Consider the following 16,467-nt stretch of genomic DNA (forward strand, 5'->3'; position numbering starts at 1 on the left):
AGGCGGATCTTGTCTTAAAAACTGCCAAGTCAGATTTTTTCGAGATCCGAAAAAATTAATGGCATTGGGAGGACACCATGTATCTCGGCCTCGATCTGGGCACGTCGGGCGTCAAGGCGCTTTTGATCGATGCCGGGCAGACCGTCATCGGCTCCGGCCATGCTTCACTCGACGTGTCGCGGCCGCATCCCGGCTGGTCGGAGCAGAATCCCGTCGACTGGATCCGCGCCTGCGAGGAAGCGGTCGCCGAGCTCAAGGCATCGCATCCAGGGCAACTCGCCGCCGTGAAGGGCATCGGCCTGTCCGGCCAAATGCACGGCGCCACCTTGCTCGACGCCGGCGACCATGTGCTGAGTCCCTGCATCCTGTGGAACGATACGCGCAGCCATGCCGAGGCGGCCAAGCTCGACGCCGATCCGCGCTTTCGCAAGCTCACCGGCAACATCGTCTTCCCCGGTTTCACCGCGTCAAAGCTGGTCTGGGTAAAAAACAACGAGCCTGATATTTTCGCCAAGGTGGCAAAGGTCCTGCTGCCGAAGGATTTCCTGCGGCTCTGGCTTTCCGGCGAACACATTTCGGAAATGTCTGACTCGGCCGGCACATCCTGGCTCGATGTCGGCAAGCGAGGCTGGTCAACCGACCTACTTTCCGCGACGTCGCTTGATGAGAAGCAGATGCCGTCGCTGGTCGAAGGCACTGAGAAGGCTGGCGCCTTGCGCAGCGAATTGGCCTCGAAATGGGGGATGCAGGCCGGCATCCCGATCGCCGGCGGCGCGGGCGACAATGCGGCCTCGGCCTGCGGCATGGGCACTGTCGGAGCGGGCCAGGCCTTCGTCTCGCTTGGCACGTCAGGCGTGCTGTTCGCCGCCAACGCGTCCTATCTGCCAAACCCGGAAAGCGCGGTGCACACGTTCTGCCATGCGCTGCCCGGCACCTGGCACCAGATGGGCGTCATCCTGTCGGCAACCGATTCGCTCAACTGGCTGTCGGAGATATCAGGAAAAGGCGCCGGCGAGCTGACCGCCGAACTCGGCGATGCGCTGAAGGCGCCGACCGGCGTGTCCTTCCTGCCCTATCTCTCCGGCGAGCGCACGCCGCACAATGACTCGGCCATTCGCGGCTCTTTTACCGGGCTTGCACATGAAACCAGCCGCGCCGTGTTGACCCAGGCCGTGCTGGAGGGCGTGGCTTTCGCCTTCCGCGACAGTCTCGAAGCCTTGGCCAAGGCCGGCACGACGCTGACGCGGGTGACGGCGATCGGCGGCGGCTCGCGCTCGCGCTACTGGCTGACGGCCATCGCCACCGCGCTCGGCCTGCCCGTCGACGTTCCCGCCGACGGCGATTTCGGCGCTGCCTTCGGTGCAGCCCGGCTCGGCATGATCGCGGCGACAGGCGCCGATCCGCTCAGAGTGTGCACGGCGCCGGCCACCGATGCCACCATCGAACCAGTCGCCACGCTAAGCAACGCCTATGCGGATGCCTATCAGCGCTACCGGGCGCTTTATCCGGCGATCAAAGCGGCGACCGCGTGAGCCGGCGCTTACCCCCCTCTGGCCTGCCGGCCATCTCCCCCTCAAGGGGGGAGATCGGCAGTTCCAGCGCTGGTGCCAACCTTGTTTCGCTGGAGATTGGCGAAAGCAGAAAAGACAGCCAATCTCCCCCCTTGAGGGGGAGATGGCCGGCAGGCCAGAGGGGGGTGCTTGGCGCCCGCCTTACCCAGAAGTCTTCACTGCGCCGGAACCTTGTCGAGAAAGCCGGTGACGCTTTTCAGGCGGCCATTCTCGATGACGCCGATGTCGGTGCCTTCGATGACGGAATCAGTGCCTTCCGGCCCGAGATTCCACGAGAAGCGGATCGTGTCGCCAAAACCGTCCGGCTTGCCCTTGAGCGAGAACCGGAAGCCGGCAAAGCGCTGCTGGACGCCATCGATCAGCGCGGCGACGCCGTCATGGCCGTCGCCCTGCATGATCGGGTCGCGGTAGCTGACGTCCTCGGTGAAGGTCGCCTTCAGCAAGGCTTGCCGGCGAGCCGCATCACTCTCGTTCCAGGCGGTGATGTAGTTTTCGGCGATCGTGTTGAGGTCGGTCATGGTCTGTCTCCGTTGTTGAGTGGCTTTGACACGACCCTTTTCACCCAGCGCCAGCGCGAAACCAATTACGCCTGAGGTAATCAGGACAGAACCATGCGAGAGGACAGACAAACATGACCAGCGGCTTTTTCGGCGACATCAAGACGATCAAATACGAAGGACCGGATTCTACCAATCCGCTGGCCTACCGCTTCTACAACCCAGACGAGGTGGTCGCCGGCAAGCGGCTGGAGGACCATCTGCGCTTTGCCGTCGCCTACTGGCATTCGTTCGCCTGGCCGGGCGGCGATCCGTTCGGCGGCCAGACTTTTGACCGGCCATGGTTCGCCAAGGCCGGCGGCACCGACACGATGGAGTTGGCCAAGCTCAAGGCCGATGTCGCCTTCGAGATGTTTTCGCTGCTCGGCGCACCCTATTTCTGCTTCCACGATGCCGATGTGCGGCCGGAAGGCAGGGACTTTTCCGAGAGTGCCGCGCGCCTCGACGAGATCGCCGATTACTTCGCCGGCAAGATGAAGCAGACCGGCGTCAAGCTGCTTTGGGGCACGGCCAACCTGTTCTCCAACCGCCGCTTCATGTCGGGGGCCGCCACCAATCCCGACCCGGATGTCTTTGCCTATGCGGCAGCGACGGTAAAGCACTGCATCGACGTCACCAAGCGGCTGAAGGGCGAGAACTATGTGCTGTGGGGCGGCCGCGAAGGCTATGAGACGCTGCTCAACACTGACCTTGCCCGCGAGCAGGAACAGGCAGGCCGCTTCCTCAACCTGGTCGTCGACTACAAGCACCGCATCGGCTTCAAGGGCACCATTCTGATCGAGCCGAAACCGCAAGAGCCGACAAAACACCAGTACGATTATGATGTCGCCACGGTCTATGGCTTCTTGAAACGCTTCGGACTGGAGAAGGAAGTCAAGGTCAACATCGAGCAGGGACATGCGATCCTGGCCGGCCATTCCTTCGAGCATGAGCTGGCGCTGGCCAATGCGCTCGGCATCTTCGGCTCGATCGACATGAACCGCAACGACTACCAGTCGGGCTGGGACACCGACCAGTTCCCCAATAATGTGCCGGAGATGGCGCTGGCCTATTACCAGGTCCTGTTGGCGGGTGGCTTCAAGACCGGCGGCACCAATTTCGACGCCAAGCTGCGGCGCCAGTCGCTCGATCCGCAGGATCTGCTGATCGCCCATATCGGCGGCATGGACGCTTGCGCACGCGGCCTCAAGGCTGCCGCCAAGATGGTCGAGGACAAGGCGCTGTCGGGTCCGCTGGCCGAGCGCTATGCCGGCTGGAACTCTGCCGAGGCCAAGGCGATGCTTGCCGGCAAGCGGACGCTGGAGGAGATCGCCGAGCGCGTCGTCAAGAAGAAGATCGAGCCGCAGCCCAAATCCGGCCGCCAGGAACTGCTCGAGAATATCGTCAACCGCTACGTCTGAGGTGTCGCGCCGGCGGGTCTCCTAACCGACCCGCCGGCCCGGAACAGCTTTGCGCGAGGGCGGAACCGGCGACAAGGTTTTGCCTCGCACGCCCCTCAATCGCCTCGCTCTTGCCTTCAAACAGCCGTCACGAATCTCGTATAGTGTGGTTCGTGGCGGGAACAGAAAGAAGGAGGCGAAACGATATGCAGCACGAACGCGAAATCGACGCCCTGCTCTCATCTGGCGAGGCCGGATCGATCATCGACCGGCTGATGGCGCTGCCGCATCCGAAGCATGGTGCGCGCAGTGCAAACGAATGGGATCGCGCGGTCGCCAGCCGCTTCGAGACCCACCTTGCGAGACAGATGCGCTCGCAGATCGACGGCAACAGCGACCGCCAGGACGCTGCCTAATCCCCACACTATCTCTGACGCAGCCTGACCGGCGCTTCGCCGAAAGCTCTTGAAAACGCCCTGGAAAATGCCGCGGCGGACGAGAACCCTGTCCGCCCGGCAATATCGGCCATGGCCACGCGCGTGTCGACCACTAGCCGGCGCGCGGCACCCAGCCGCAGCCTGAGATAATAGGCGCCCGGCGTTTCGCCGATCGACTTGCGAAAAATGCTTTCCAAGGTTCGCGCCGTCACCCCGGCGCGCTTTGCTACCGCGGCAATGGTCAAAGGCTGGTCGACATGGGTTTCCATCAGCCGGACGGCTTGTGCCAGCCGCGGATCGTAGCCGTCGAGGCGGCCGAGCGAGACCAGCGGCTGCGCGTCGGTCGCCGCCCGCGCCTGGTCGTAGATGAAGACACTTGCCACATCGAGCGCGACGGCCATGCCGAGCCGCGTGCGGATCAGATGCAGCATCAAATCGAAGGTCGGCGAGGCGCCGCCGGAGGTGAATACCGGCCCGTCGATGACGTAGCGGTCGGGGCGGACATCGACACCGGGAAAGGCCGAGGAAAAATCTTCCATGTCCTCCCAGTGGGTGGTGGCGCTGCGCCCTTCCAGCAGGCCGGCGCGGGCGACCAGCCAGGTGCCGGCTTCGACGCCGCCGCAAGCGCGCGCAGCGCGGGCCGCGCGGCGCAGGCCGGCAAGCAGGGCCGATGTGGCATAGTTCTGCGTGCCGAAGCCGGCGACCACAACAAGCATATCGGTTGTGTCCGCTGCATCGAAGCGGCCGCTGACCGCAACCGGCAGGCCGCATGTGGTGATTGGCGCTTCGCCGGTCACCGAAACCAACCTGAAATCGAACAGCGTCTCGCCGGCGATGCGATTGGCGGCGCGCAGCGGATCGACGGCCGACGCCACGCACATGATCGACGAACCGGAAAACACCAGCAGCGTCACCTTGAGCGGCGAGCGTTCGGCGCGAAAGATCGACGGCTTTTCGCTTTTTATCATACGATCTTCGTAAAACGCAAAACAGTTTCCGGCAAGTCAGGCATTGTTGCCATCTGCTCGATTGGGCCCATGTTTGATTGGGCCATATTGGATCGGAGCCGTCTGTGCTGATTGGGAGGAAAGTCCATGCCGCTTGCGATGAACCGTGAGGTTTTCATTACCTGTGCCGTGACCGGGTCCGGCAGCTCACAGGACCGCAGCCCGCATGTGCCGCGTTCGCCCAAGCAGATCGCCGATTCGGCCATCGATGCGGCAAAGGCGGGTGCGGCGATCGTGCACTGCCATGTGCGTGATCCCGAAACCGGCAAGCCTAGGCGTGACGTGCATCTCTACCGCGAAGTGACCGAGCGCATCCGCGCGGCAGACGTCGACGTGGTGCTGAACCTGACCGCCGGCATGGGCGGCGACATGGTGTTCGGCTCGCCGGAAAACCCGCTGCCGCTGAATGAAAAAGCCACCGATATGGGCGGCGCCACCAACCGCGTGGAACATGTGCGCCAGTGCCTGCCGGAAATCTGCACGCTCGACTGCGGCACCATGAATTTCGCCGAGGCCGACTATGTCATGACCAACACGCCCGGCATGCTGCGCGCCATGGGCGGCATGATGACGGCGCTCGGCGTCAAGCCGGAGATCGAGGCCTTCGACACCGGGCATCTCTGGTTTGCCAAGCAATTGGTCGAGGAAAAGGTGCTGGATCCGGATGCTCTCGTGCAATTGTGCATGGGTGTGCCGTGGGGCGCGCCGGATGATCTCAACACCTTTATGGCCATGGTCAACAACGTGCCGTCGAGCTGGACCTGGTCGGCCTTTTCCATCGGCCGTAACCAGATGGCCTATGCCGCCGCCGCGGTGCTGGCCGGCGGCAATGTCCGCGTCGGGCTCGAGGACAATCTCTGGCTCGACAAGGGCGTGCTGGCGACCAATGCGCAGCTGGTCGACCGGGCGGTCAGCATCGTGTCGAACATGGGCGCGAGGGTGATCGGCCCGGAGGAAGTGCGCAAGAAGCTCAATTTGACGAAGCGCGTGCCGCTTTGAAGGGAATCAGTAGGGAGGAGCCGCCGATGAAGACCGTGAAATTCACCGCCATGAAGGACGGCGACCGCGAGGACTACGCCTTCCTCACCGAGCACGAGATCGACTATGCGGCGAAAACCGGCGACCGGCTGCTTGACGCGCTTGTCCAGCTCGACGAGGGGCTGTCCGGCTACAAGATCACCCGGCTTGGCCATTCGCTGCAAGCGGCGACACGCGCATGGCGCGACGGCGCCGATACCGACTGGATCGCCTGCGCGCTGCTGCACGACATCGGCGACATCTACGCACCCTACAATCACGACGAATATGCAGCTTCGATCCTAAAACCGTTCGTGCGCGAGCAATGCACCTGGGTGGTGGAAAAGCACGGCGACTTCCAGCGTCTCTATTACGCGCACCACCTTGGCGGCAATCCGCATGCGCGCGACCGTTTCGCCGGCCATCATTATTTCGACGATTGCGATGAGTTTTGCGAGCGCTGGGACCAGTCGAGCTTCGACCCGGACTACGAGACGCTGCCGATCGACTTCTTCCGGCCCTTCGTGCTCGAAGTGTTTGCGCGCAAGGCCTATGACCCCACCGTGATCCGCGCCGGCCAGCGCGTGCCACTCACCGATTCCAAAGTAGCCAGGACCAGAACCGGAGCCTCCGCATGAGCATCATCAACAAGGCGGCCGCCATCGGCGGCGGCGTCATCGGCGCCGGTTGGGTGGCACGGCTGCTCTTGAACGGCATCGACGTGTCGATTTTTGATCCGGACCCCGAAGCCGCACGCAAGGTCGGCGAAGTGATGAAAGGCGCACGCCGCGCCTACAAGCAGATGCTGCCCGACGGCCTGCCCAAGGAAGGAAAACTGACCTTTGCCAAGACCATCGCCGATGCCGTCGCCGATGCCGATTTCATCCAGGAAAGCGTGCCGGAACGGCTCGACCTGAAGCACCGCGTGCTGGCCGAGATCGATCTTTATGCGCCGGCTAACGCCATCGTCGGTTCGTCGACCTCCGGCATCAAGCCGACCGACATGCAGGTGGCGATGAAGAAGCATCCGGAGCGGCTGGTCGTCGGCCATCCGTTCAACCCGGTCTATCTCTTGCCGCTGGTCGAGATCGTCGGCGGCCAACAGACCTTTCCCGAGGCGATAGAGGTCGCCAAGGAGATGTATGCCTCGATCGGCATGAAGCCGGTGGTCATCCGCAAGGAGATCGAGGCGTTCGTCGGCGACCGCCTGCTGGAGGCGGCATGGCGCGAGGCACTATGGCTGATCAAGGATGGCATCTGCACGGTCGAGGAGCTCGACGACATCATGCGCTATGGCTTCGGCCTGCGCTGGGCGCAGATGGGCATGTTCCAGGTCTATCGCGTCGCCGGCGGCGAGGCCGGCATGCGCCACTTCATGGCGCAGTTCGGGCCATGCCTGAAATGGCCGTGGACCAAGCTGATGGATGTGCCGGAGTTCAACGACGAACTGGTCGACCTGATCGCCACCCAGTCGGACGACCAAGCGCATGGCCTGTCGATCCGCGAGCTTGAAAAGATCCGCGACGACAATCTGGTCGCCATCATGGATGCGTTGTCGAAGCAGAACAAAGGCAAGGGCTGGGGCGCCGGCGCCTTGCACAAGGACTATACCAAGCAGCTCGCCAAGCTTGCGGCGAAGAAGCCCGCCTCTTCCAAGGCAGCCGATAAGGCCAAGGCAACCAAGCCGGTGAAGGCCAAAGCTGAAAAGCCGAAGAAAAAGAAGAAGGGCTGAGACCATGGATTTTGGTCTTTCGGAAGAACAGAAACTCATCGTCGAGACGACGCGCGCCTTCGTCGAGAACGAGCTCTACCCGCATGAGCGCGAGGTCGAGCGCACCGGCGTGCTGCGCCGCGAGCTGATCGAGGAGATCAAGGCCAAGGCGATCGAAGCCGGGCTCTATGCCGCCAACATGCCGGCGGATGTCGGCGGCGCCGGCCTCGATACGGTGACCTGGCTGCTCTACGAAAAGGAGCTCGGCCGCGCCAATTACGCGCTGCATTGGACCTGCGTGGCGCGGCCTTCCAATATCCTTTTGGCGGGCACGGCCGAGCAGCGCGAGAAGTATCTGTTCCCCTGCATTCGCGGCGAGAAATGGGACTGCCTGGCGATGACCGAGCCGGGTGCCGGCTCCGACCTGCGCGGCATGAAGGCGACCGCCGTCCAGGACGGCGACGACTGGGTGCTGAACGGCACCAAGCATTTCATCAGCCATGCCGACCTCGCCGACTTCGCCATCGTCTTCATGGCCTCGGGCGAAGAGGATTCGCCGCGCGGCAAGCGAAAGAAGATCACCGCCTTCTTCGTCGACAAGGGCACCAAGGGTTTTACGGTGCGCGACGGCTACCGCAACGTCTCGCATCGCGGCTACACCAACGCCATACTCGAATTCGACGATTGCCGGCTGCCCGGGGCCCAGGTGCTCGGCGAGGTTCACAAGGGCTTCGATGTCGCCAATTCGTGGCTTGGCGCAACCCGCCTGCAGGTCGGCGCCACTTGTCTCGGCCGGGCCGAGCGGGCGCTTGGCCATGCCATCGATTACGCCGCGCAGCGCCAGCAGTTCGGCCAGCCGATCGGCAAGTTCCAGGGCGTGTCGTTTAAACTCGCGGACATGGCGACCGAGTTGAAGGCCGCCGACCTGATGGTGTTCGAAGCCGGCTGGAAGTACGATCAAGGCACCGTCACCGATCAGGACATGGCCATGGCCAAGCTGAAGGCCACCGAAATGCTTGCCTTCGTTGCCGATGAGGCGATCCAGATCCATGGCGGCATGGGGCTGATGGACGATTTGCCGCTGGAGCGCATCTGGCGCGACGCCCGCGTCGAGCGCATCTGGGAAGGCACGTCGGAAATCCAGCGCCACATTATTTCGCGGGCGCTGCTGCGTCCGTTCGGAGCCTGATCAATGCACAGACTTGAACGTCTCCTGCGTCCACGCTCCATTGCCGTGTTCGGCGGCGCGCAGGCGGCTGCTGTCGTCGCACAATCGATCAAGATGGGCTTTGCTGGCGAGATCTGGCCGGTGCACCCGACCAAGCACGAGGTCGCCGGGCGCAAAGCCTATCGCTCGGTGGCCGACTTGCCCGGCGCGCCGGACGCTGCCTTTGTCGGCGTCAACCGGCATTTGACCATCGAGGTGGTCAAGGCGCTGGCCGAGCGCGGTGCCGGCGGCGCCGTCTGCTTTGCCGCCGGCTTTCTCGAGACCGAGGCCTATGACGAGGACGGCGAGCGGCTGCAGGCCGAACTGGTCGCAGCGGCCGGCCAGATGCCGATCATCGGGCCGAACTGCTACGGCCTGATCAATTATGCCGACGGCGCGCTTTTATGGCCCGACCAGCATGGCGGCATCAGGCTGGTCGAGGGTGGCCGCGGCGTCGCCATCATCACCCAATCGTCGAACATCGCCATCAACATGACGATGCAGAAGCGCGGCCTGCCGATCGCGTTTCTGATGACCGCCGGCAACCAGGCGCAGACCGGCCTTTCCGAAATGGCGCTCGGCCTGATCGAGGGCGACCGCGTCACCTCGCTCGGCCTGCATATCGAGGCCTTCGATTCGGTAGCCGGCTTCGAAAGGCTGGCCGCGCGGGCGCGTGAGTTGAGAAAGCCGATCATTGCCATGAAGGTCGGCCGCTCCGAGCAGGCGCGGCAAGCGACCGTCTCGCACACGGCATCGCTGGCCGGCTCGGATGCGGCCTCGGGCGCCTTCCTGAAGCGGCTCGGCATCGCCCGCGTCGACTCCATCCCCGCCTTCATCGAGGCGCTGAAGCTGCTGCACGTCACCGGACCCCTGCCCGGCTACCGGCTGTCGTCGATGAGCTGTTCGGGCGGCGAGGCCTCCGTCATGGCCGACAGCGCCGAAGGCCGCTGGGTGAATTTCCCTGTTCTGACCGACACGCACCGCGCCCACGTCAAATCGACGCTCGGGCCGCTGGTTGCAGTGGCCAACCCGCTCGACTACCACACCTTCATCTGGAACAACGAGCCGGCGATGACCGCCACCTTCACCGCCATGGTGTCGGGCGGCTTCGACCTCAACATGCTGGTGCTCGACTTTCCGCGCCCCGACCGCTGCTCCGACACTGACTGGTGGGCGACGCTGCGTGCCTTCGAATCGGCGCTGAAGACCAACAAGGCGCAGGGCGCGATCGTGTCGTCGCTGCCGGAGAACCTGCCCGAGGAATACACCGCCGGACTGATGGCGCGCGGCATGGTGCCGTTGTTCGGCATTTCCGAGGCCATGGACGCCGCCCAGGCGGCAGCCTTTATCGGCTGGGCCTGGCGCGAGCCGCAGGCGCAGCCGATCGACACCTCCGCTTCCGGTGCACCGAGTGGCGACCATGTCACACCTGATGAGGCCGAGGCGAAAGCACGGCTGATCGAGGCCGGGCTTCCCGTGCCCAGGGGCGAACGCGCCGGCAACGCCGTCGAGGCGGTGATCTCGTCGATGGCGCTCGGCTTTCCGGTAGCGCTGAAGGCATTGGGCGTCACCCACAAATCCGAGCTTGGCGCGGTGCGGCTCAACCTCAGGGATGCCGAATCCGTCAGCACCGCCGCCCATGATCTCGATCCGCTCGGCACCGGCCTCTATGTCGAGCGCATGGTGCGCGACGGCGTCGCCGAGCTGCTCGTCGGCTTCACCCGCGACCCGATGTTCGGCGCGGTGATGACGCTCGGCACCGGTGGCGTGCTGGTCGAGCTGTTGCGCGACAGCGTCACGCTGATGCTGCCGGCGACACGCGACGACATCGAGGCGGCCCTGCGCGGGCTCAAATTGTTCCCGCTGCTCGAAGGCTATCGCGGTCGGCCGAAGGCCGATGTCGCGGCGGCCATCGATGCAATATCAGGCATCGCCGCCTTCGTGCAGGAAAATGCCGGCGAGATCGAGGAACTCGACATCAATCCGCTGATTGTCTGCGCGCACGGCAAAGGCGCCTGGATCGCCGACGCGCTGCTGGTGCTTGGAGAGAAAAAGAATGTCTGACGTCATTTCAACGCGCCGCGAGGGCACGATCCTCGAAGTCACGCTCGACCGGCCCAAGGCCAATGCCATCGATCTGAAGACCTCGCGGCTGATGGGCGAGACGTTCAAGGCGTTCCGCGACGATCCGGATCTGCGGGTCGCCATCGTCAGGACTGCCGGCGACAAGTTCTTCTGCGCCGGCTGGGACCTGAAGGCTGCGGCCGGCGGCGATGCGGTCGACGGCGACTATGGCGTCGGCGGGTTTGGCGGGCTGCAGGAGTTGCGCGACCTCAACAAGCCGGTCATCGCCTGCGTCAACGGCATGGCGGTCGGCGGCGGCTTCGAGCTGGCGCTGTCCTGCGACCTCATCTACGCGTCCGATCATTCCTCCTTCGCGCTGCCCGAGATCCGCGCCGGCACGCTTGCGGATGCGGCGACGATCAAGCTGCCGAAGCGCATCCCCTATCATGTCGCCATGGATCTTTTGCTCACCGGCCGCTGGATGGATGTCGCAGAGGCGCATCGCTGGGGCCTGGTCAATGAGGTGCTGCCCAGGGACAGGCTCGAGGACCGCGTCTGGGAGATCGCACGACTGCTGGCCGGCGGTCCGCCGCTGGTCTTCGCCGCGATCAAGGAGACGGCCCGGGTCGCCGAATCGCTCACCTTCCAGGACGCGATGAACCGGGTGACGCGCAGGCAGCTGCCGACCGTCGATGTCCTCTACGGTTCGGAGGACAACATGGAAGGTTTTCGTGCCTTTGCGGAGAAGCGCCAGCCTGTGTGGAAGGGACGATAACGTCGGAGATGATGGCGCGAGGCACCCCCCTCTGCCCTTCCGGGCATCTCCCCCTCAAGGGGGGAGATCGGATGTCGCGAAGGCTTTCGTCAATCTTCTATGTCGCAGGGAAAGCGCCGAGCCCGAAGCTGCCAATCTCCCCCCTTGAGGGGGAGATGCCCGGCAGGGCAGAGGGGGGTGCCTGGGCGCCGTCGTCGCAGGTTGGTCTCCTCTCATGACCGACTACAATAAGCTGATCGACGCCGAGACCTGGGCCTTCATCGAGCGGACCAATTCCTACTATCCGCCTGACACGATCGACTACACGATCGATCAGCAACGTGAAATCTACGACCGCATGTGCCGCGAGTTCTTTGCCGGCTACCCAGACAATGTCACGGCGGAGACCACCGCCATTGCCACGCCCTCGCATCCCATCCCGATCCGCATCTACCTGACGCCGGCGCCGGAAGCGGCGGCGATGGTGCTCTATTTCCATGGCGGCGGTTTTATCCTCGGCGGGCTCGACAGCCATGACGACGTCTGTGCCGAGCTTTGCAGCCGCACCGGCTTTGAAGTGGTTTCGGTCGACTATCGGCTAGCGCCGGAACATCTTCATCCGGCTGCCTTCGACGATGCCATCAGCGCCTTCGAATGGGCGGCGACAACTTATAAGCGCGCGATCCTGCTTTGCGGCGACAGCGCCGGCGGCAATCTCTGCGCCTCCGTTAGCCACGCGACACGCGGCCATGCGCGAAGGCCGATCGGCCAGGTGCTGATCTATCCCGGTCTTGGCGGCGACCGCTCGCAAGGGTCCTACGTGGCCCATGCCGAAGCGCCGTTGCTGACGGTGCGCGACCTCGATTTCTACACGAATATCAGGACTGGCGGCGAGGACCGCACCGGCGATCTCACTCTGTCGCCGCTGGCCGACGCCGATTTTGCCAATCTGCCGCCGACCGTGCTGATCACCGCGCAATGCGACCCGTTGTCGTCAGACGGCGAGGCCTATCGCGACCGCATCGTCGCGGCAGAGGGACACGCCTACTGGTTGGAGGAGCCGGGTCTGGTGCATGGCTATCTCAGAGCCAGGCATACGGTCGGCCGCGCCCGTTCGAGCTTCACCCGCATCGTCGACGCTGTGTCGGTTCTGGGACGCGGCGAATGGATCTGGTGAGGGTTCTACCCCACCGCCCGCGCGGCAGCCCGGCCGGCGCTGCGCCCGGAAAAAACGCAGCCCCCGAGAAACGTGCCTTCCAGCGCTGCATAGCCATGCATGCCGCCGCCGCCGAAACCGGCGGCTTCTCCGACGGCATAGAGCCCCTCGATCGGCTGGCCCTCGGCATCCAGCACGCGGCTGCCGAGATCGGTCTGCAAGCCGCCCAGCGTCTTGCGGGTCAATATGTTGAGCCTGACCGCGATCAGCGGGCCATTGGCAGGATCTAGCATCTTGTGCGGCCTGGCCGTGCGGATCAGCCGGTCGCCGAGATAGGCGCGAGCGCCGCGCAGGGCGGTGATCTGCATGTCCTTGGAGAACGGATTGTCGAGCTGCCGGTCACGGGCGCGGATTTCGCGCTCGACCTGGCGAAGCTCAAGCAGCGGCTCGCCACCGACAAGCGCGTTCATGCGGGCGACCAGCGCCGGCAAATCAGGCTCGACGATGAAATCCTCGCCCTTCTCCATGAATGCTTTCACCGGACCGGGAACGCCTGATGTGGCGCGGCCGAGCACCTGGCGCCAGCTCTTTCCGGTGAGATCGGGGTTCTGTTCGGAGCCCGAGAGCGCGAACTCCTTCTGAATGATTTTTTGGGTCAGGATGAACCAGGAATAGTCGAAGCCGGTGCCCATGATGTGGCTGAGCGTGCCCAGCGTGTCGAAGCCGGGATAGAGCGGCACCGGCAGGCGCTTGCCGCGGGCGTCGAGCCACAGCGATGACGGACCGGGCAGGATGCGGATGGCATGGTCGGTCCAGAGCGGCGCCCAGTTCTTGATGCCTTCGACATAGTGCCACATGCGGTCGCGGTTGATGATGCTGCCGCCGGCCGCCTCCGTGATGGCCAGCATGCGGCCGTCGACATGGTCAGGAACACCGCTGATCAAGCGGCTGGGCGGCGTGCCCAGCCGCTGCGGCCAGTTTTTCCGGACAAGCTCGGGATTGCCGCCGATGCCGCCGGAAGCGACGATGACCGCTTGCGCCTTCAGCTCGAAATCGCCGGCGATGTCGCGCGAACTCTTGCGGCCGCGCTCGACGTCGCTCGGCGCCAACATGTCGCCGCGTACGCCGTCGACGACGCCGCCCGTCCTTGTCAGTTCATTGACGCGGTGGCGGAATCTGAAGCGTATCAGCCCGTGCTTCTCGGCCTCGCGCACGCGCTGAACGAACGGCTCGAGCACGCCGGGCCCGGTACCCCAGGTGACGTGGAAGCGGGGCACTGAATTGCCGTGGCCGACGGCGTTGCCGCCGCCGCGCTCCGCCCAGCCGACCACGGGAAAGAACTTTATGCCGCGCTGCATGAGCCAGGAGCGCTTTTCGCCGGCGGCGAAGCCGACATAGGCTTCGGCCCATCGGCGCGGCCAGAGATCTTCCGCACGGTCGAAGGCGGCGGTGCCCAGCCAATCCTCGAGCGCCAGATCATGCGAATCGCGGATGCGCATGCGCCGCTGTTCGGGCGAACCGACGAGGAAGATGCCGCCAAGTGACCAGAACGCCTGGCCGCCGAGCGACTGTTCCGGTTCCTGGTCGACGACGATGATCTTCTTGCCAGCCTCGACCAGTTCCGCCGCGGCGACGAGGCCGGCAAGGCCGGCGCCGACAATGATCACATCGGCATCGTCAGCCATTTTCTCCTCCCCGGCTTGACGAAATTGTCAGACCGTCTCCCAGCCTTCCTTCTCGCCGGCGCGGAAGATGGCGTCGATGACCTTCTGGTTGAGCACGGACTCTTCCAGCGTGAAGACGCGCTCCGTGCCGCCCTGTGCTGCCCGCGCGAAGGCCTCGACCTCCAGCCGGTACTGCTGCATGCCGGGGAAGCGGAACACTTGCGCCTCGCTGTGTTTCTGGTTGTGCAGCTCGATGCGATGATGATCGTAGATACCGGCGTTGAACGGCGAAAGCACCTCGATGAAGCCCTTCTCGCCGTGGAACACCATCACCTGCCGCGCCGCCATCTGCGTCGACAGATAGAACGACAGTTCGAAGTCGCCGAAATCGGCGCGGATCGAGGAGTAGATGTCGGTGCCGAACGTCTTGTCGCGCTCGATCGTCGCCTGGACGCGCAGCGGCTCCTTGCCCGTCGAAAAGCGCGTCGACACCGTCGGGTAGACGCCGATGTCGGGCAGCGCGCCGCCGCCGAGGTCGAGCTGGTTGCGCATGTTCTTGGGATCGACATTGTAGTAGGAGAACGCGCCCTGGACATGGCGCAGCCGGCCGATGGCGCCATTGGCGATCAGTTCGCGCACCTTGATCCATTGCGGGTGGTAGACGACCATGAAGGCTTCGCAGACCAGCACGTTTTTGGCATCGCGCAGCTTGATCAGCGGCGGAATGTCCCTGGCATCGAGCGCCAGCGGCTTTTCGACCAGAACATGCTTGCCGGCTTGAATGGCCTTCGCAGTCCATTCGACATGCTGCGCGGTAGGCAGCGGGATGTAGACGCCGTCGATGTCCTTGGATGCGAGCAGCTCGTCATAGGAGCCGAAGGCATGGGGCGCGCCGAAACGGTCGGCCAGGGCACGGGCTTTCGACAGGTCGCGGCTGGCGATCGCCGACAGCACGCCGTTCTCCGCCTCGACCATTGCGGGCAAAAGATGCTCACGGCCGATCTTGGCCGTCGACAAAACACCCCATCGGAACATCAGGCTTCTCCCTCTCGATTGCAGGACTGGAGGTTTGCCCTAATTCAGGAGAAAAGCCAATCAGACACTGGCTCGTCGATCCGCACTTTCGTCATCCTCGGGCTTGACCCGAGGATCCATGCCGCGACATCGCCGAGGAATGCGACGAAACAGAATTCTGAACCGTTGCAACGCTTTGATGTCCCGGCATGGATCCTGGGGTCTGCGCCGCGTCGCTTCGCTCCTTGCTCCGCCCCAGGATGACGAAGTGAGAGGTGTCTCTGCCAATCGCGAAAGTGAAGCTAGCTCCGCTTGCCGGTCAGTGTCATGTCGAAGTGGACGACGTTCGAATAGATCGGCGTGCCGACGTCCATGCCGTAGCGCGACCGCAGCACCTTGCCGGTGACATGGAATTTTATCGTGCCCGCCTTGAGGCCGCTAAGCTCGGCAGTGAACTTTTCCGGAAAAGTCTTGCCGCGCGCCGTCAGCCGGCCGGTGACAAGAGCTGACGTCTCGCCGGTGCGTTTCACGCTGGTCGAGCGGAACTGGATTTCCGGGTTGTTGGCGGCGTCGAACACCGCGTCGGAGCGAAGGAAGGCGTCGATGCGGCTCTGGCCGGTGCCGACGCTTTCGGGAAAGATGGTGATATTGACACGCGAGCGCCCGACATCGCTGTTGTCGATGCGGATGCTGCCCTTGAAACGGGCAAAGGCGCCGTCGAATCCGCCGCCACCGAGCTTGCCGATCGAGAAGCGAATGCTCGAACCGGCCGGGCTGATCGTGTAGCTGCCGGCGGCATCACCAAGGGTGACCGCCGCGAAAACAGGCATGGCAAGACAAGTGGCGACCGCCGCAAATCCGAGGATGCGCGCATACATGGATTTGATCCTTTTCTTGCAGGCAACGCGTTCTCCGCGCCTCACCCCGTG

General features: G+C 64.1%; 15 protein-coding genes. 10 read left to right on the top strand and 5 right to left on the bottom strand.

What is annotated here, in order from left to right:
• Positions 1-77: 77 nt before the first annotated feature.
• Complete coding sequence (gene xylB, locus CIT25_RS10215; RefSeq protein ID WP_095484429.1) at positions 78-1,532, top strand: xylulokinase; 1,455 nt, start codon at positions 78-80, stop codon at positions 1,530-1,532.
• Between the two features lie 194 nt (positions 1,533-1,726).
• On the opposite strand, the gene CIT25_RS10225 is transcribed toward xylB, so the two are convergent.
• The gene (locus CIT25_RS10225; protein ID WP_095484430.1) at positions 1,727-2,089 is read right to left on the bottom strand and encodes a nuclear transport factor 2 family protein; all 363 of its coding nucleotides are present in this window, start codon (positions 2,087-2,089) and stop codon (positions 1,727-1,729) included.
• 113 nt (positions 2,090-2,202) lie between these two features.
• On the opposite strand from CIT25_RS10225, the gene xylA reads away from it, so the two are divergent.
• On the top strand, positions 2,203-3,528 hold the full coding sequence (gene xylA / locus CIT25_RS10230; RefSeq protein ID WP_095484431.1) for a xylose isomerase: 1,326 nt from the start codon (positions 2,203-2,205) through the stop codon (positions 3,526-3,528).
• Between the two features lie 185 nt (positions 3,529-3,713).
• Positions 3,714-3,923 carry a hypothetical protein gene (locus CIT25_RS10235; protein ID WP_095484432.1) on the top strand — a complete coding sequence of 70 codons (210 nt, stop codon included), beginning with the start codon at positions 3,714-3,716 and terminating at the stop codon, positions 3,921-3,923.
• Positions 3,924-3,931: 8 nt separating this feature from the next.
• Here the strand turns inward: CIT25_RS10235 and CIT25_RS10240 are convergent, their stop codons facing one another.
• Positions 3,932-4,912 (bottom strand): GlxA family transcriptional regulator, encoded by a 981-nt coding sequence (locus tag CIT25_RS10240; protein WP_095484433.1) that lies wholly within the window; start codon positions 4,910-4,912, stop codon positions 3,932-3,934.
• A 126-nt stretch (positions 4,913-5,038) separates the two neighbouring features.
• Between CIT25_RS10240 and bcoG the strand changes: the two genes are divergently transcribed.
• The 7 genes from bcoG to CIT25_RS10280 all read left to right on the top strand — a co-directional run bounded on the left by bcoG (position 5,039) and on the right by CIT25_RS10280 (position 12,881).
• On the top strand, positions 5,039-5,950 hold the full coding sequence (gene bcoG, locus CIT25_RS10245; protein WP_095484434.1) for a 3-dehydrocarnitine:acetyl-CoA trimethylamine transferase BcoG: 912 nt from the start codon (positions 5,039-5,041) through the stop codon (positions 5,948-5,950).
• A 26-nt stretch (positions 5,951-5,976) separates the two neighbouring features.
• On the top strand, positions 5,977-6,606 hold the full coding sequence (locus CIT25_RS10250) for an HD domain-containing protein (RefSeq protein WP_095484435.1): 630 nt from the start codon (positions 5,977-5,979) through the stop codon (positions 6,604-6,606).
• Complete coding sequence (locus tag CIT25_RS10255) at positions 6,603-7,700, top strand: carnitine 3-dehydrogenase (RefSeq protein WP_095484436.1); 1,098 nt, start codon at positions 6,603-6,605, stop codon at positions 7,698-7,700. The genes CIT25_RS10250 and CIT25_RS10255 overlap by 4 nt, the downstream gene beginning before the upstream one ends.
• Positions 7,701-7,704: 4 nt before the next feature.
• Entirely contained in the window at positions 7,705-8,868 is a 1,164-nt protein-coding gene (locus CIT25_RS10260; RefSeq protein WP_095484437.1) for an acyl-CoA dehydrogenase family protein, read from the top strand.
• A gap of 3 nt (positions 8,869-8,871) precedes the next feature.
• Positions 8,872-10,950: an acetate--CoA ligase family protein gene (locus CIT25_RS10265; protein WP_095484438.1), complete on the top strand. Its 2,079-nt coding sequence runs from the start codon at positions 8,872-8,874 to the stop codon at positions 10,948-10,950.
• Entirely contained in the window at positions 10,943-11,725 is a 783-nt protein-coding gene (locus tag CIT25_RS10270) for a carnitinyl-CoA dehydratase (RefSeq protein ID WP_095484439.1), read from the top strand. Before CIT25_RS10265 ends, CIT25_RS10270 begins: the two co-directional genes overlap by 8 nt.
• Positions 11,726-11,939: 214 nt before the next feature.
• Entirely contained in the window at positions 11,940-12,881 is a 942-nt protein-coding gene (locus CIT25_RS10280; RefSeq protein ID WP_095484440.1) for an alpha/beta hydrolase, read from the top strand.
• Between the two features lie 5 nt (positions 12,882-12,886).
• Here the strand turns inward: CIT25_RS10280 and CIT25_RS10285 are convergent, their stop codons facing one another.
• The 3 genes from CIT25_RS10285 to CIT25_RS10295 form a co-directional block, all read right to left on the bottom strand.
• A complete protein-coding gene (locus tag CIT25_RS10285) occupies positions 12,887-14,545 on the bottom strand; it encodes an FAD-binding dehydrogenase (protein ID WP_095484441.1) in 1,659 nt (552 codons plus the stop codon).
• Between the two features lie 27 nt (positions 14,546-14,572).
• Positions 14,573-15,559: a Gfo/Idh/MocA family protein gene (locus CIT25_RS10290; RefSeq protein ID WP_095484442.1), complete on the bottom strand. Its 987-nt coding sequence runs from the start codon at positions 15,557-15,559 to the stop codon at positions 14,573-14,575.
• A gap of 281 nt (positions 15,560-15,840) precedes the next feature.
• A complete protein-coding gene (locus tag CIT25_RS10295) occupies positions 15,841-16,416 on the bottom strand; it encodes a YceI family protein (protein ID WP_095484443.1) in 576 nt (191 codons plus the stop codon).
• Positions 16,417-16,467: the final 51 nt, after the last annotated feature.

The organism is Mesorhizobium mediterraneum (genome assembly GCF_002284565.1).
In the GTDB taxonomy this organism is placed as follows: Bacteria; Pseudomonadota; Alphaproteobacteria; order Rhizobiales; family Rhizobiaceae; genus Mesorhizobium; species Mesorhizobium mediterraneum.

Excerpts from the sequence above, each read along its gene's own strand:
- CIT25_RS10285 (WP_095484441.1), bottom strand. The coding sequence starts at position 14,545 with ATGGCTGACGATGCCGATGTGATCATTGTCGGCGCCGGCCTTGCCGGC.
- CIT25_RS10270 (WP_095484439.1), top strand. The coding sequence starts at position 10,943 with ATGTCTGACGTCATTTCAACGCGCCGCGAGGGCACGATCCTCGAAGTC.
- CIT25_RS10260 (WP_095484437.1), top strand. The coding sequence starts at position 7,705 with ATGGATTTTGGTCTTTCGGAAGAACAGAAACTCATCGTCGAGACGACG.
- CIT25_RS10280 (WP_095484440.1), top strand. The coding sequence starts at position 11,940 with ATGACCGACTACAATAAGCTGATCGACGCCGAGACCTGGGCCTTCATC.
- bcoG (WP_095484434.1), top strand. The coding sequence starts at position 5,039 with ATGCCGCTTGCGATGAACCGTGAGGTTTTCATTACCTGTGCCGTGACC.
- CIT25_RS10290 (WP_095484442.1), bottom strand. The coding sequence starts at position 15,559 with ATGTTCCGATGGGGTGTTTTGTCGACGGCCAAGATCGGCCGTGAGCAT.
- CIT25_RS10295 (WP_095484443.1), bottom strand. The coding sequence starts at position 16,416 with ATGTATGCGCGCATCCTCGGATTTGCGGCGGTCGCCACTTGTCTTGCC.
- CIT25_RS10255 (WP_095484436.1), top strand. The coding sequence starts at position 6,603 with ATGAGCATCATCAACAAGGCGGCCGCCATCGGCGGCGGCGTCATCGGC.
- CIT25_RS10240 (WP_095484433.1), bottom strand. The coding sequence starts at position 4,912 with ATGATAAAAAGCGAAAAGCCGTCGATCTTTCGCGCCGAACGCTCGCCG.
- CIT25_RS10235 (WP_095484432.1), top strand. The coding sequence starts at position 3,714 with ATGCAGCACGAACGCGAAATCGACGCCCTGCTCTCATCTGGCGAGGCC.
- xylB (WP_095484429.1), top strand. The coding sequence starts at position 78 with ATGTATCTCGGCCTCGATCTGGGCACGTCGGGCGTCAAGGCGCTTTTG.
- CIT25_RS10265 (WP_095484438.1), top strand. The coding sequence starts at position 8,872 with ATGCACAGACTTGAACGTCTCCTGCGTCCACGCTCCATTGCCGTGTTC.
- xylA (WP_095484431.1), top strand. The coding sequence starts at position 2,203 with ATGACCAGCGGCTTTTTCGGCGACATCAAGACGATCAAATACGAAGGA.
- CIT25_RS10225 (WP_095484430.1), bottom strand. The coding sequence starts at position 2,089 with ATGACCGACCTCAACACGATCGCCGAAAACTACATCACCGCCTGGAAC.
- CIT25_RS10250 (WP_095484435.1), top strand. The coding sequence starts at position 5,977 with ATGAAGACCGTGAAATTCACCGCCATGAAGGACGGCGACCGCGAGGAC.